Annotated in this window: 14 protein-coding genes and 3 other annotated features; of the genes, 2 read left to right on the top strand and 12 right to left on the bottom strand. The window is 35.4% G+C overall.

Annotated features, from left to right (window positions below):
• Positions 1–6: 6 nt before the first annotated feature.
• The 8 genes from MNO09_RS15835 to MNO09_RS15800 all read right to left on the bottom strand — a co-directional run bounded on the left by MNO09_RS15835 (position 7) and on the right by MNO09_RS15800 (position 12,457).
• On the bottom strand, positions 7–573 hold the full coding sequence (locus MNO09_RS15835; RefSeq protein WP_088107304.1) for a TetR/AcrR family transcriptional regulator: 567 nt from the start codon (positions 571–573) through the stop codon (positions 7–9).
• Positions 574–803: 230 nt separating this feature from the next.
• The gene (locus MNO09_RS15830; protein WP_117616475.1) at positions 804–1,964 is read right to left on the bottom strand and encodes a GNAT family N-acetyltransferase; all 1,161 of its coding nucleotides are present in this window, start codon (positions 1,962–1,964) and stop codon (positions 804–806) included.
• A 135-nt stretch (positions 1,965–2,099) separates the two neighbouring features.
• Positions 2,100–3,389: a 3-phosphoshikimate 1-carboxyvinyltransferase gene (gene aroA, locus MNO09_RS15825; RefSeq protein ID WP_000664596.1), complete on the bottom strand. Its 1,290-nt coding sequence runs from the start codon at positions 3,387–3,389 to the stop codon at positions 2,100–2,102.
• 16 nt (positions 3,390–3,405) lie between these two features.
• Entirely contained in the window at positions 3,406–4,506 is a 1,101-nt protein-coding gene (gene tyrA / locus MNO09_RS15820; RefSeq protein ID WP_001228147.1) for a prephenate dehydrogenase, read from the bottom strand.
• Positions 4,499–5,599: a histidinol-phosphate transaminase gene (hisC, locus tag MNO09_RS15815; RefSeq protein ID WP_001197255.1), complete on the bottom strand. Its 1,101-nt coding sequence runs from the start codon at positions 5,597–5,599 to the stop codon at positions 4,499–4,501. The genes tyrA and hisC overlap by 8 nt, the downstream gene beginning before the upstream one ends.
• A gap of 18 nt (positions 5,600–5,617) precedes the next feature.
• Entirely contained in the window at positions 5,618–6,790 is a 1,173-nt protein-coding gene (gene aroC / locus MNO09_RS15810; protein ID WP_001269422.1) for a chorismate synthase, read from the bottom strand.
• A gap of 53 nt (positions 6,791–6,843) precedes the next feature.
• Positions 6,844–7,063 (bottom strand) — a binding site (T-box leader).
• A gap of 9 nt (positions 7,064–7,072) precedes the next feature.
• Positions 7,073–8,149 carry a bifunctional 3-deoxy-7-phosphoheptulonate synthase/chorismate mutase gene (locus MNO09_RS15805; RefSeq protein ID WP_001273578.1) on the bottom strand — a complete coding sequence of 359 codons (1,077 nt, stop codon included), beginning with the start codon at positions 8,147–8,149 and terminating at the stop codon, positions 7,073–7,075.
• Between the two features lie 194 nt (positions 8,150–8,343).
• Positions 8,344–8,579, bottom strand: a binding site (T-box leader).
• A gap of 54 nt (positions 8,580–8,633) precedes the next feature.
• Positions 8,634–8,870 (bottom strand) — a binding site (T-box leader).
• Between the two features lie 107 nt (positions 8,871–8,977).
• Positions 8,978–12,457, bottom strand: coding sequence for a DUF4020 domain-containing protein (locus MNO09_RS15800; RefSeq protein WP_176505876.1), 3,480 nt, complete (start codon positions 12,455–12,457; stop codon positions 8,978–8,980).
• 180 nt (positions 12,458–12,637) lie between these two features.
• On the opposite strand from MNO09_RS15800, the gene MNO09_RS15795 reads away from it, so the two are divergent.
• Entirely contained in the window at positions 12,638–13,075 is a 438-nt protein-coding gene (locus tag MNO09_RS15795; RefSeq protein WP_001013095.1) for a YndM family protein, read from the top strand.
• A gap of 124 nt (positions 13,076–13,199) precedes the next feature.
• Here the strand turns inward: MNO09_RS15795 and MNO09_RS15790 are convergent, their stop codons facing one another.
• The 4 genes from MNO09_RS15790 to MNO09_RS15775 are packed head-to-tail and all read right to left on the bottom strand — an operon-like array spanning position 13,200 to position 15,148.
• Entirely contained in the window at positions 13,200–13,730 is a 531-nt protein-coding gene (locus MNO09_RS15790) for a cysteine hydrolase family protein (RefSeq protein ID WP_033656358.1), read from the bottom strand.
• Positions 13,727–14,275: an isochorismatase family protein gene (locus MNO09_RS15785; RefSeq protein WP_070168905.1), complete on the bottom strand. Its 549-nt coding sequence runs from the start codon at positions 14,273–14,275 to the stop codon at positions 13,727–13,729. The genes MNO09_RS15790 and MNO09_RS15785 overlap by 4 nt, the downstream gene beginning before the upstream one ends.
• A gap of 5 nt (positions 14,276–14,280) precedes the next feature.
• Positions 14,281–14,829, bottom strand: a complete 549-nt coding sequence (locus MNO09_RS15780) for a GNAT family N-acetyltransferase (RefSeq protein WP_070168906.1) — start codon at positions 14,827–14,829, stop codon at positions 14,281–14,283.
• 13 nt (positions 14,830–14,842) lie between these two features.
• Positions 14,843–15,148, bottom strand: a complete 306-nt coding sequence (locus tag MNO09_RS15775) for a YfzA family protein (RefSeq protein WP_070168907.1) — start codon at positions 15,146–15,148, stop codon at positions 14,843–14,845.
• A gap of 100 nt (positions 15,149–15,248) precedes the next feature.
• Between MNO09_RS15775 and MNO09_RS15770 the strand changes: the two genes are divergently transcribed.
• Positions 15,249–15,767, top strand: coding sequence for a kinase (locus MNO09_RS15770; protein WP_070168908.1), 519 nt, complete (start codon positions 15,249–15,251; stop codon positions 15,765–15,767).
• Positions 15,768–15,794 lie beyond the last annotated feature (27 nt).

The raw sequence follows: 15,794 nt of genomic DNA, 5'->3' as shown, positions 1-15,794 counted from the left end.
ATAGAATCAAATGATTCTAATAGCGTTCCAAGAACTTTCTTCCAATTCTTTTACTAATTCTTTTGAGTATTCTAATTGCCCTGTTGCAATTACCTTCGTTAGTTTTTCTAGCGGTTGATATACAATAATAATTAAAGCAACTGGAGGCAATGGACGAAGAAAACCTTTTGCGATTCCATCTTCAATAATATTCATAAAGAAGCCTATAAAATCTTCAAATATTTTCTTACTTTGTTCATCAAGAAAATAACTATCACAGTGAGAATTTGTAAATAAAAAAGCATCCACATTGTTTCTCGCAAATTCAAATAAACGGTTGTACGTATGATTAAACTGTTCACGAATATTTGCTTCAACAGGAAAATCCGTTTTTATCATTTCAGAAAGCTCTAACATACTTTTTGAAAATAATGAGTTAACAAGTGCCTCTTTATTTTCAAAATAGCGATAAATAGTACCCGCACCGACTTTTGCCTTTTCAGCGATCATTGGAATTGTCGTACCATCGTAACCACGCTCTGCGAAAAGTTTCATCGCAGCATCAAAAATATCCTCTTGTTTGTTTTTAGCCATTTTTTCCACCTCTATTTTCAGGAATGAAAATTCATTCCGTTTTTAATTATAAATTACATGGATTAAAAGTCAAGTGCGTGACCAGTATCGGTTCGGTTTTTAATCCCTTGTTTGTGAAAAAATTATATCAGCGATTTTCAAGATATATCGATTTACCGACAAAAACTGACAGTATAATTTGAAGCCGTCCCAAAATTTTATTTGGGACAGCTCAATTTCCTATTTATAACTTAAAAGAAATCATAAATAAATGCTTTACGTACTGGAACTATATTCTCAAACGCTCGTATTTCCTCTTCACTTCCGCTAATTAATTCTAGTTCATTAAGTTGTAACGGACGTTTGTATCCAAACATTATTGTAGATAATGCATTTATATCTAGACTAATTCCTTTATCCTTTATTTCTTCTTCTATAATTGTTATTTCATGATTTGCAAGCCTCACTGTAACGTTATTCCACGGTGCAAATGAATCTGTAATATGTAAAATCACTTCTTGCTGTGCATTGTTCCAATTCAACTCATATTGTTTTAAGAACTGCTCCACATCTACAATTCTGCCCATAAAATATGGCTTTATTTCTGCTTTCACGCGTGGCTCTTGCAGTGTATATAATAACGGTTCTTTTTCACTTACTGTCATTTCAAGTTCTTTAATCATAGAATCATGCTGACAAATAAAGTTCCACAGACCATTTCGCGCTTCATTATGCAGTGAAACAAATTCTTCTACTGTCATTTTATAGTTTTCTATTTTATATAGCATGTAGCCAGCTGCCATTTTATTTTTATCGGAATAAATCGCTAATGTTAAATCATCATAAACAGCTTGTAACCACCATTTTTCATCGCGAACTAGCATACCGGAAAAACGTTCTGCAAATGTTTCATAAATCTTTTCGACCTCTTCTGGGTGATTTTCTTTATTGAAACGTTTCACAGTACCATTTACTTGTTTTTTCATAACTAAATCACTCTTTGACATATGACATACAAAGAGATTCGCACAAAGTTCCCAGCCGTATTTACGGTAAAATGAAACAGCAAATGGATGTAGCATTGATACTGTATATCCGTCATTTCTCATCGTTTGAAGTGAGTGTTGAAGCAATTCTTTTACATACCCGCCTCTTCTATACTCTGGATACGTCGCTACCCCTGCAACGCCTCCCATTTTAAATTTCTCTTTGCCTATGTATATATGAAACGGAATAAGATGCAGTTTTGCTGCTAAATCTTTACCTTCCATAATACCGTATATTTCATGACTTTCTTTCATCTTTGTAAGTTGTTGCTGCAATCGTTCCTCATCAACTTTATATTGAAAAGCGTATTCCGATAAGCGTAATGCTTCTCTAAATCTATCTTCTTTTAATCGTATAACGTTCATATATTTCTCCTCCATTCCTTGTTTGAATTGTACCACAATTCTCAATATTCCAGCGCGGTGAATGAAATTATATAGACTTAACGACAAGAATCCAATATAAAAAGCAGATACATCCCGTATCTGCTTTTTATTACTTTATTTTGCTAACTTTTGAAGTTCTTCGAAGAATGTAGGATATGATACGCCTACTGCTTCTGCGTCTTCAATTGTTGTTTTTCCTTCTGCTAGACAGCCGGCAATTGCAAGCATCATTCCAATGCGGTGATCACCGTAACTATTTACTGTATTGCCTTTTAGTGCTGATTTCCCGTAAATAATCATGCCGTCATCAGTTGCTTCTATGCGAGCTCCTAGTTTCGTTAACTCCGCAACGACTGTATCGATACGGTTCGTTTCTTTTACTTTTAATTCGTGCGCATCTTTAATTACTGTAATTCCTTCTGCTTGCGTTGCCGCTAAGGCGATAACAGGAATTTCATCGATTAATCTTGGGATAATATCTCCGCCAATTTCGATTCCTTTTAATGAAGATGTTTCAATTGTAATATTTGCAGCTGGTTCTGATGCTCCCTCGTTAATTGGCTCTACAGTGAACGTAGCACCCATTTTCTCTAAAACATCAATGATCCCTGTACGAGTTGGATTCATCCCTACATTTTGTAATACTAGTTTACTATTTGGAATGGTTGCGCCCGCTACTAAGAAGAATGCTGCTGACGATACGTCACCTGGCACTTGAACGTCTGTTGCTGTTAACTTTTGTCCACCTGCAAGTTTCACTGTTTTTCCCTCACGAATTACTTTAACTCCAAAGGCTTCAAGCATTCTTTCCGTATGATCGCGTGAAATATGTGGTTCTGTAACAGCTGTTACACCTTCTGCTCGAAGTCCTGCAAGTAAAATAGCTGACTTTACTTGCGCACTTGCTACAGGTGAAGTGTATTCAATTGCTTTTAAATCTCCACCACGTATTGTTAACGGTGTAAACGTCCCTTCTTCGCGGCCATCAATGTTTGCACCCATTTGTTTTAATGGATTTGTAACACGTTTCATCGGTCTTTTTGCGATAGATGCATCACCTTGTACGCAAGAGAAAAATGGTGTATTTGCCAAAATTCCTGACATTAAACGTATTGTTGTACCAGAATTGCCAACATCTAATACAGCTTTCGGTTCTTGTAAGCCTTCTAACCCTTTACCAACTACAGTGACTTCATCACCGTTTTGCACGATTTCTACTCCCATTTCTTTAAAGCAAGAAATTGTACTTAAACAGTCTGCACCGGGCAAGAAACCTTTAATCGTTGTTTTTCCTTCTGCAATCGCGCCGAACATGACAGCGCGGTGTGAAATGGATTTATCTCCTGGAATTGTAATAATACCATTTAATCCGTTATTAACAGGTTCTATTGTTCTTTCCTTCATGTTTTCACCTTCTCATTTAAATTGTTTCATAAGTTTGGTATTTTTCTTCTCCAAGCGCTAGCTTTGCTTTCATACGATCTTCTTCTCTTTGGAAGCTAATACGTAATACCCCAAGCAACCCTTCACGCGCTTCTAATATTTGCAAGTTCGTAATACTAATTTCTTCGCGTGCCAAAATACTCGTAATATGAGCCAATGCCCCTACTTTATCTAAAACATCGACGTATAAGTCGTGATAGGCAGGAATTGCCCCTCTCTTTCGTACTGGTAAAGAGTCACGGTATTCTTTCGCGTCTGCAAAATAGGTTTGAATCTCGCCTGCATCTCCAGTAGAAACTGTATCATATAAATCTTCCATTTCAGAGATCCACTCTTTTAATAATACCATTAAATGCTCGCGATTTTGCTTAACAATATCACTCCACATTTTTGGGCTACTAGATGCGATACGTGTAATGTCTTTAAACCCTCCCGCAGCTAGTTGATGAATGAGCGGATTATCTCCTGCATGTTTCTCCACTTGCTTTACTAATCCAGCTGCGATAAGATGCGGAAAATGACTAACGATCCCTGTTACATAATCATGTTCCTCTGTATTTAGAACGAGAAAATGAGATCCTGTTCCTTGTAACCAACGCTTTAGTTCTTCCACATGTTCATTTGGCACATGATTCATCGGCGTTAAAATATAAAATGCATTTTCAAATAAATGTGCTTTTGCACTTTCAACTCCCGTTTTATGAGAACCTGCCATCGGATGTCCACCAATGAAAGAAACTTCCTTTGAAAATAAAGCTTCCGCTTCATTCATGATCGTCCCTTTTGTACTACCAACATCTGTTACAATAACATCTTCCCGTAAATGAAATGACGCTAATTTGTGTAATAACTTCTTCGTTTCTTCAACTGGAGAAGCAAACACAATTAAATGTGCCTCTTCACATGCATGCTGTAAATCTACTGCTACTTCATCTACTACGTGTAATTCTTTTGCACGCTCTACTTGTTCTTGAAATATATCATAACCTGTTATCGTTACATCGTGCTCTTTCTTAATTGCTAATGCAAGAGAGCCTCCTATTAAACCTGTTCCAATTAATACTACCTTTTTACGCATTTGCCTCATCTCGAGACTTTCTTTTTTTATTTTCAAAGTGTTGTTTTAACACTGAAATCACTCCTTCATTTTGCTCCCTTGTTCCGACTGTAATACGGACACCATTCGGGAACGGACGTATAATAAACCCTGCGTGTGCACAAGCTTCATAAATCTCTCCAGCATTCTCAACTGGCAAGAAGATGAAATTGGTTTGCGATGGATAAAATGGAATTTCATTTTCCTTACAAAAGCTCTCGTATTGTTGTAATCCCTCTGTATTCACACGAACTATTTCTTCAATAAACTCATTATCACCAAAAGCAATCGTCGCTGCTTTTTGCGCTAATGAAGATACGTTAAATGGCAAACGTACGACATTTAATTTATCGATTAACTCTTCTTGTCCAATCGCATATCCAACGCGGAAAGAAGCTAATCCGTACGCTTTAGAAAATGTTCTAAGTACAAGAATATTTTTATGTTTTTCTAAAAGCGGTAATGTCTCCGGGAAATCTTTTGCTGTTACGTATTCATAGTACGCTTCATCAATGACAATTAACGTATTTTCACTAATACCTTCAATAAATTGAGTCAAATTTCGATCATTCACATATGTGCCTGTCGGGTTGTTCGGATTACAAATCCATACGATTTTCGTATTATTATTTATTGCTGACGAAATTTCGTCTAAATCGTATACACCGTTATTTAAAGGGATTTCTTTCACTTCACAACCTTCAATAATTGCATGATGACGGTACTGCGGGAATGTTGCACCAGCCGTTACGATGTTATCTCCTGCTTTAAGTACTGCACGGCTTATTATTTGAATGACTTCGTCTAAACCACTACCGCAAAGTATTTGTTCCATTTGGACATGTAACTTATCTGCAATTGTTTGACGGAGCGTTGTAGCACCTCCGTCAGGATATAAAGCATGTTCCAACCACGATTTTTGCAACTCATCTAAAACACGTGGTGAGCAGCCGAATGGATTTTCATTTGATGCTAATTTCACAAATGAATGATCTCCGTACACTTCTTTCATTTGTTCAGGTGATTTACCTGGTTTATATGGTTGTAATGATGATAGCTGATCTTTTACTTGCATGTTAAAACCACCTTTTTATTAAAATTCTTTTGCGTATTTGTTATGTTGCGTAATGTTTTGCTGAATTAAATCCATACGATCTTTTCCGAATTGTTCGACTAGTGCATGTGCAAGTTCCCATGCTACAACAGATTCAGCTACTACACCTGCTGCTGGTACTGCACAACTATCAGATCTTTCAATACTCGCTTGGAATGCTTCTTTCGTATCAATGTCAACACTTGCTAACGGTTTATATAATGTAGGTATTGGCTTCATAACACCTCTTACGACAATTGGCATTCCTGTTGTCATACCGCCTTCTAAACCACCGGCATTATTCGTTTTTCTCGTGTATCCATTTTCTTCATCCCATAATATTTCATCGTGCACTTTACTTCCTGGCTGTCTTGCTGCTTCAAAACCAACGCCAATTTCAGCACCTTTAAATGCATTAATACTCATAATTGCACCAGCAAGTTTTGCATCTAATTTACGATCGTAATGAACGTAACTACCAACGCCAATTGGCATACCTTCTGCAATGACTTCAACAATACCGCCGATTGAATCCCCACTACTTTTAGCGTTATCTATCGCATCCATCATCTCTTGTTCTACTTCTTTATCTAAACATCGAACTGGTGAATTTTCAGTAATCGTTTGAATTTCTTCTATTGGTAAGTTTGAAATTCGTTTCGCTTGTACCCCACCAATTTCAAGAACATGCCCTGCAATTTCTACGCCTAATTCTTTCAAAATTTGTTTCGCAACTGCACCAGCAGCTACACGAACTGTTGTTTCTCTTGCAGATGAGCGCTCTAGTACGTTTCTTATATCACGATGTCCATATTTAATTGCGCCGTTTAAATCCGCATGTCCTGGACGTGGTTTTGTAATTGTACGTTTCATATCTTTACTTTCTTTTTCCGAAATTGGCTCTGCACCCATTACTTTCGTCCAATGTTTGAAATCATCATTTTTAACGATTAACGTTATTGGTGAGCCAAGTGTCATCCCATGACGAACACCACTTACAATTTCAACTGTATCAGTTTCTATTTGCATGCGTCTTCCGCGTCCGTGCCCTTTTTGTCTTCTTAATAATTCTTTATTAATATGTTCCGCTGTTAATGTTAAACCTGCTGGTACACCTTCTAAAATAACTGTTAACTGCGGTCCATGTGATTCTCCAGCTGTAATGTATCTCATTTCTCTTGCCCCTTTACTATTTTTTTGTACAAAAAAGTCCCTACTGAGCGCTCAGTAGGGACGATGTTTATCGCGGTACCACCCTAGTTGTAGACAACTATCGTCTACCTCTCTTCTTCTGTAACGATCGTTTGACCGTCTTTCCCTCCAAAAGTTGGCGGAAAAGATGCTCCAAGGCTGTAATTCATGCTTATCTTTGTACTGATTCACACCGACCATCAGCTCTCTTTAACAGTGAGATAAGCACTACTGTTTCCTCTTCAGCGCATATATGATATGGAATTAAGATAATTTATTTTTGAAACCTTTTAACTCATCCATGAATCTATGGAATTCTGGAATATCCATTTGTTGTGCAGAATCTGATAATGCAACCGCTGGGTCTGGGTGTACTTCAGCCATTACTGCATCTGCGCCAATTGCAAGTGCTGCTTTCGCTGTTGGTAATAATAAATCTCTGCGTCCAGTTGAATGCGTTACGTCAACGATTACTGGTAAATGTGTTTCTTTCTTTAAAATCGGTACTGCTGAAATGTCTAATGTGTTACGTGTCGCTCTTTCGTATGTGCGGATACCACGCTCACATAGAATAATTTGGTCGTTACCTTGTGCAATGATGTACTCAGCTGCGTTAATAAACTCATCAATTGTTGCTGCTAATCCACGTTTTAGTAATACTGGTTTGTTAACTTTACCTACAGCTCGTAATAAATCGAAGTTTTGCATGTTACGTGCGCCAACTTGAATGACATCAACGTAGTCTAGCGCCATTTCAACATCGTTCGGATTTAAGATTTCACTAATGATCGCTAAGTCGAACTCATCTGCTACTTGGCGTAAAATTTGTAATCCTTCTACTCCTAAACCTTGGAAATCGTATGGAGATGTTCTCGGTTTGAAAGCACCACCGCGCATTAATTTTAGACCTTGGTCTTTCATCGCTTGCCCTACTTGGCGAACTTGCTCTAAGCTTTCTACCGCACAAGGTCCCATGATGAACGTTTGTGTTCCGTTTCCAATCAATTCACCTTTTACATTAACGATTGTATTTTCTTGTTTCTTTTTACGTGATACTAGTAATGCTTTACGGTTATCATCTTCTTGTAATTCTAAGCTAGCTTTGAAGATTGTTTTGAAAATATGTTGGACAGTTGACGTTTCGAATGGTCCTTCGTTATGCTCTGCGATCATATCAAGTACTTCACGCTCACGTACTGGATCAAAACGTTTCGTACCTTGTACTTGCTTTTGCTCTCCAATTTTTTGAACGATTTCACCACGTTTGTTTAAAAGGTGTAATAGTTGTAAGTTAATTTCATCTACCTGTTTACGTAATTGATCTAATTCATGATTTGCCATTTGGAAATCCTCCTCTAATGTTTTAAAAGTATAGTAAGAGAATGAAAAATTCTCTATTTTCTGAACTGATAAATTATACAAAATTTTAGTGGAATCGATACCTCTTCTTATTTTAAACGAATACTTACTATAAGGACACTATCTACTAGTTAAAAACCCACTTTTTTGTACAAAAAATCCCTACTGATCCAATCAGTAGGGACGATATTTATCGCGGTACCACCCTAGTTGTAGACTTCTTTCGTCTACCTCTCTTCATTGTTAACGATCATCTGACCGTCTTTCCCTTCATAAAGACATTACTATCTTTACTACGAAAAAGATGCTCTAGGACTGTAATTCGCTCTTGTTTTTGTACTGGTTCACACCAACCACCAGCTCTCTGTTACAGGGAAACAACAACTACTGCTTTTCCTTTCAACGCATATATATTTAATTTTCAAGTTAGACCACTAAAATACAAAAAGTCCCTACTGAATAAATCAGTAGGGACGATATTTATCGCGGTACCACCCTAGTTGTAGACTAACTTTCCGTCTACCTCTCTTCACTGTTAACGATCAATTGACCGCTTTTTCTTCATAAAGACAATACTATCTTTACTACGAAAAAGATGCTCCAAGACTGTAATTCATGATTATCCCTGTACTGGTTCACACCAACCACCAGCTCTCTGTTACAGTAAGACTAACCACTACTGTGATCTCTTCATTGCACTTTGTTTATTCAAATGTTTTTGAAATTGAATAAGTATGATTCGTATTATAGAACGCTTTTCAAAACACTGTCAACAACTTTTTATATTTTTTTTAAAATTCCACTTCCGTCCTACATTTCTTCTTGTAAATTCTCCATAACAATTCCGATGCGAATTATCTCATTATCTATTGCATTTAATACATATTTTTCTACTCCATACTGGATTAATATTTCTTTTATTTGAATAATTTCAGTTTCAAGTAAATCAGCTTCCTGAAGCGTTTGTAGTAAAGTGAAAAATACATTTGCATACAATTCTTTATACATTTTTATACTCTCTGTCTTTTCAAGTATTTCATTAAACAACTGTTTTAACTCCGTTTGATTCCCTTTTCCAAGCACATCTGAAAATGTTTTTATTATAGATAATCCTCTTTCTACTATTTCATCCATAAATAAAATAATACGCAAAAGCATTACATATTCTCTAGCTGTGATTTCAGCCATTTTCGGTCGCTCCCGCAAAAATACACTGAGCCAAGATGCCCAAAATTTTTGTTGTTCTTTTGCACTTAGCGTTTTTACGTAATAGCATAAAAACTGCATAAATTTAATTTTATTTTCTTCATTTTCTTGTATAAGTAACGGGTATAACCAATCTGTTTTTTGCTCCCAATACAGTACACATTTAATAAATACAAAACTAAGCCATTTCAAGAAAGCTTCCCTCGTATGCGGATGTAATACTTCCAAATGTTCTACCGCATACTTAATAAATCGCTTCATCTCTGTAAATAAAGGTAAATTGATTTGCGTGTAACATAAGCCTGCCCATGCATATTTCGTAATCTCATTTTCCTGCTTTAAATCTAAGTACGGTAACAAATATTTTCGGCACCATTGCTTCTCAATATGATAAAGAAATGTAATATCTGCTACTAAACGAGCTAACATAAAATTTGTCCGTTCTGTACTAACTCTTACTTGTTCTTCAAATAAAAATAAATATTCATACACGTTACGATCGTATAAATGATCATATGATAACAGTTTTAATAATACAGCTGTCATTTTCCCAACTGGATGCTGGATCGATTCATTGTAAAAATCTTGTTTTCCAAGCTTAAAATCTGTATCGCTTTTCATTACTTGAGGGAATACCGAAAAAGCAAACCGTTTCACATTGCGTATACTATTTTCCTCTAACTCTTCTAATCGATTACTAATTTCATATAGAAAGCTACTAATTAACCAATGAAAAGCAGTATTTCTAACAAATTTCTGCAATAGCGGAATAACTTTTTGGATTTGTTCATTTGTCAATCCTCGGTTATTTCGCCACTCTCTAATACAAACAAACCATACTTCATTACTTATTTCGTGCATACCAACTAATTGATAGGCAAATGAAATACTCCATTCTGTATTCAACTTACATGCTTTCGATAACATCTCTAAAAAATGGCGTTGTTCAAAAACACCATCTTGAGAAAATTGACGAACTTGCTTCATAATTTCATCGTCTTTCAACTGCAATAATCCATCAGCAGTTACATTACAAGTAATACTTTGTTCTGCCGTCTCTTTCTTTTGTACACTATATCGATCAGAATGAAAGTGAGGATGTTTTTGCTTCATTAACTCATAACCTTTTGCTGTAGATGGACTATTCGAATCACAAGTGAATAATAAATCTAAAACTAAACAAGCATCAAATGCTCTCTCCTCTGCAAGGTCCTTCAATACAATTTGAATAACCTCTTCCTTTGTTTTTTCTAAAGAGAGTGCGAAATGATTTTTTATAAGTTGAAAAACTTCGTGTTTATACGTGACATTTAAAAGAAGTCCTTCCTGTAACAACCATTTCATTTTGGCATCGGCACTAACGAATATATTTTTATTCATCGCATCAATTGCAATTCGGTTCTGAAGCATGCTGTTTGCTTCTATCATTTCTGTAATATAATAATTTGCTTTTTTTTCATTATTTTCACACAAATAGGCTAAACACTCTTTTACAATTTGAATTAAAAATGCAAGATCATTTTGCTGAAACTCTTTTTCAACATTTTCCTTATCCTTTTTTTTCAGTGCCGTTTGTCGTAGTGATAACATTCGCATCTTCTCTATTCCCATCATCATAATTGGTACGGCGTAATAGGAAATATGAGGTTTCATCTTCTCATTCCAAATTTGCTCCACATAAGAAAATGTAGAAACTGGTAAACGACTCGATTCCTCAAGTTCTATTGATTCTTGTGTATCATTTCCCCATTTTCTCTCCCGCTTTAACTTAAGCTTTCCATCCAAAATAAACGTTAGTAATAATAAAGCAATCTCTTTATGCTCAGGAAAAGAACATTTTTGGAGTAAGTAAGAAATTTTTTCAATTGATTTACTATCTTTTTCAGCTGTTTCTAGTAAAAGAAGTGTCCATCTTGCAAACAACAACGGGTCCATTTTAATTTTCGTTTCGTTTAAGTAGCTACAAATTGTTCTCCATAATAACAGAGATAGTTTAGAATGATTTTTAAAAATTAATTGAAATAATTCTTTTTGATGACTAAAAAGAAATTGTTCCACCAACCATTCTGCAAGTAATTCATCTACCTCATTATCGTTTGATGTAACTAAAAATAAATTTTGTAATGTCCCTTCTGTTTCAAGCCATTCCACCCATTCATAATCATGAGCAAATTCAACAAAGTAGCGGACTGTTTCAATTTTTTTTATGGATTGTTTTATGTATGATAATTGTTCCTGCTCTACTGACGGTGGAACTGTTACTATGTCACGAATCCGCATTCGTTTTGTAATATAATTATCTCCCATTAATTCCGCCCATCGCTTCACTGCTTTAACAAGAGATTGATGATTATTACCTTTATTCGGGTATACAATCGGCCGTATTCCTAAATGCTCCCAATGGTACGTATTTTCCCCTTGCGCAACAAATGCATAACGCCTTGTACTTGGTGGTAAACCAGTTGCTAAATATTTCATTACTGGGTCATTATGGCTATATCCAACGAATAAAACGGTATAATTCGAGAATAAATCAACTAAAAATCTTCTTGCCCATCCTTCCGTCAAGTAAGCCCTTCCAAAATCACCATCTGTTAATATTAATGCTTCTTTCTCTTGTTCTATATTGCCATGTATGTAGGCGAGTCCTTTAAACGCTCTACCTGTAGGTAACGCAGGTGCGTAATATACGTTTAATTCTCTATTCATTTCTTTCATCGCAGTTGTAAAATGCCGATCAAAATTTGTCGTTACAATGCGGACTTCCGTATCTAAAGGAAACAATCTCGGAATCGCATAATGAAGAGGATTCGGCTTTGATTTTTCAATATGAACTAAATCTCTTGCAACTTGATGTATATCTTTTGTTTTCGCAATTTTACCAAGATAATAATCATGAGGTTCTGTTATTTCACGCGTTTCTACATATAACGTTTTCGCAATCTCATCAACTAGATCATCAAAATTCGGTAAGTTTGATTTCCCTTTCATAGAAACTCCCGCTCCAACAAATAGTACTAACTTTCCTTGTTCAAGATGATCAATTAACTCCTCTGGAATTTCTACTTCTGAAGTAATCCACATCATGGATTCCCCCTTACCTAAAAATGTCATATACTCTCATTTTACTATAACATTTTTTCTTTGTTTTTTTAATATTTAGACAAAAATCGAACGTGAAAAAGTTTTATGTAAATATATTTGTTACAATGTATGAACTCCTAAATTTATTGTAAAACTATGTATAAATCGGAGGTGTAAATATTGAATGGTTTTACTGTAGTTCTTATTAAGTTTATATCGTGCATTATCGCATTTAGTATCGGACTCGCTTTATTTTTCCCTGCAACGTTCGTCCAAATTATTTCATTTAGTCTCTTTGTTACAATCGTATCCTATATGTTCGTCGATAAAATCATATTAAACCGAATAGGCAATACCGGTGCCATTATGTCGGATTTCTTACTAACGTATTTAAGCGTATGGATTTTCGGTAATATTTTATTAGACAATTACATGCAAATTGCATGGGGTAGTTTCCTTTCCGCTACTGTCTTTACATTATCTGAAGTAATCGTTCATCGCTTTTCTAACTCACACACAAGGCACAACAATGATAACATTCATATTAATCGCCGCTTTGCATATGGTACGGAATTTGCTGAAGAACAGAATATATTGGATAAAGATAAGAAGAAGTAACATTTCGATGCAGGAGCACCCTTTTTAATTATTTGGTGCTCCTTTTTCATGTATTCATTATGGTACGTGAAATTATATGAACGATATTTTCAAGATATCGTTCATATAATAAAAAAACTACCTCTTATTTAGAGGCAGTCACTTTCAAATCTTTTAACGCAACAACATTAGCAAACGCTCCAAACACCACATTATGATGCTTTACAATGTCTTCCGCACGTAACACTTCTGTATTAAACGTACTATGTGCATCACTCACTAACGTTACTTTATACCCTTCACTAAACGCTCTTCGCGTTGTCGTATCCACACAGTACTCCGTTTGCATACCTGAAATAATAACGTGTTCAATTCCTTTTTCTTGTAATACTTCGTTTAATTTTGTCTTATGGAATGAATCTGGCGTCGCCTTTTCAACAATACTATCCCCTTCTTGCGGAGCAATCACCTCATGTACTTTCCAGCCCTCTGTACCTTTTTCTAACGGATGATCTTTTGGTCCGTTATGTTGTACATAAATAACGGGAATATCATTAGAACGACATTGCCCAATAAGTTCTTGTAATATTTCTAAAAACTTCTCCCCATTATGTACTGGCGTTCCTGCTGTATACATACCTGCTTGCACATCAATTACTATTAATGCTTTTTTCATTTCGCGCAGCTCCCTTTGTTTGTATAGGCCTCTACATATTCATCATAATATAGTACTTCAATTACATGGGACCAATTCAGGATTGATCCGATGAAGTCCTTTATATCTAATCCAGGCATTTCGTATACTTCTTCATCGTTAGCTGTTCCCGTCGCATCTTCAATGAGCGTAACTTTATAGCCTTTTTCAAAAGCAGCGATACTTGTAAATAAACAACAAAATTCCGTATTAAATCCAACGATAACAACATGATCAACTTTATGTTTCATTAATATTTCTTCAACACCTGTATCTTTAAACGCACTAGGTGTTGTCTTCTCGGCTATATAATCCGCAAACTCGATATATTCTTCTACTAATGCACTTCCAGTTGATTCAAAATACAACGTACTTTCTGGATTATCATCTCGGTGTTTTAAGAAAATAATAGGTTCATTCTCTGCTTTAAATTGTTTTAAAACATTTGCGATTAACTCTTTTTCAACAGAAAAATCTTTACACTCTAAAATCCCCTTCTGCATATCTAATACAAGTAGCGCCTTCATTTTTATCACCTATCCTCTATACGTTTATATTCCATCATCCAACAATCTTCTAATTTCCCCTCATGCAGCTCCTGTTCCTTTAATATCTTCACCTTTTTAAATCCGCATTTTTCATAACATTTTATCGCACGTTCATTATTTACTTTCGGGTCCATTGCGATTGCTTCTGCTCCCGTGTTCTCCATAATATATGTAATTGCTGCCTGAACGAGTTTCGTTCCAATTCCTTTTCCCCAATAAGTCGGCTCTCCGATAAATTGATCCATTCCCCATACATTTTGTGATTCTTCATAGCCATATAATGTTTTCCACTCAGAATCAATTGGGTACATTTGTATGTAACCAATTGGAACGGCATCAAACTCTATTAAACATCTTTTTTCATGACTATTTGGATTATGTATAAAATGATTCAGTACCATTTCTACAGATTGCGGATTATCTCTTCCTTCGTAATACTGCAAGACTTCTGGGTCTGTTAACCATTTTGAAATGACCTGTGCATCCTCTTCTTTTACGTACCGTACCGATACATGATCTTTTTGAAATAGCATATAATACCTCTTTTTAATTATTTGTATTTTTCCTTGTTGTGAAATCTTTCATCGCACCAATTAATGCGTATGGTAACAATGTAATCGCAAAAAATGCTGTAAACACATTAAAATGAGGAATTTCATATGGAGTGAACCATTCCGTGAAAAATTCAGAATGTAAAATTCTATTTAAAAACTCTCCACTTGGCTTAAAATTTGGTGCCCATCCTGTAATCTCACAAATAATAAATAGTAATTGAACAATTATAAATGCCCCTAGATAGCGAAACCATGTCCGTTTCCAAATTGGCTGCGCCTTATTTAATTCATGTTCCATCTAACTCCCACCTTTTTATTTCAATCCTATTAATTATACACTTTCCGCACTTTATTTGTTAAAATTTTCTATATACTCATTCATGCTGGGGGAATACATTATGTCTAATCCTATACTTAAATCAACTTTAATCATTCTTAGAGGCAACTCCGCAAGTGGTAAAACAACAATCGCAAAGCAATTACAAGAACATTTCGGACAAGGTACACTTTTAGTATCACAGGATGTTGTACGTAGAGATATGCTTAGAGTACACGATACGATGGGGAATTTATCACATGATTTACTATTTGAAATTACAAAGTACGGAAAAGGAAAATGTAAATTTGTTATTTTAGAAGGCATTTTAAACAGTCGTAGATACGGTGATATGCTGAAAGAATTAATACATTTTTTCGAAGGAAACGTCTATACATATTACTTTGATTTATCGTTAAAAGAAACGATTCGACGACATAACACAAGGGACAAACGACATGAATTTGGTGAGGATTCCATAGAAAAATGGTATAATCCGCACGATACAATTGAAGTTACCAGAGAAGCTATTTTTACAGATAACTTCACGCAAAAAGATATATTTGATGCGATTCTTTCTGATGTTGCGATACAAAAATAAGACCGACAGAATATGTCAGTCTTATTT

The sequence above is a fragment of the Bacillus sp. N5-665 genome, assembly GCF_022637375.2.
GTDB classification, from domain to species: domain Bacteria; phylum Bacillota; class Bacilli; order Bacillales; family Bacillaceae_G; genus Bacillus_A; species Bacillus_A wiedmannii.
Note: the sequence above shows the minus strand (reverse complement) of the source record. Positions and strands in the feature narration are given on the sequence as shown.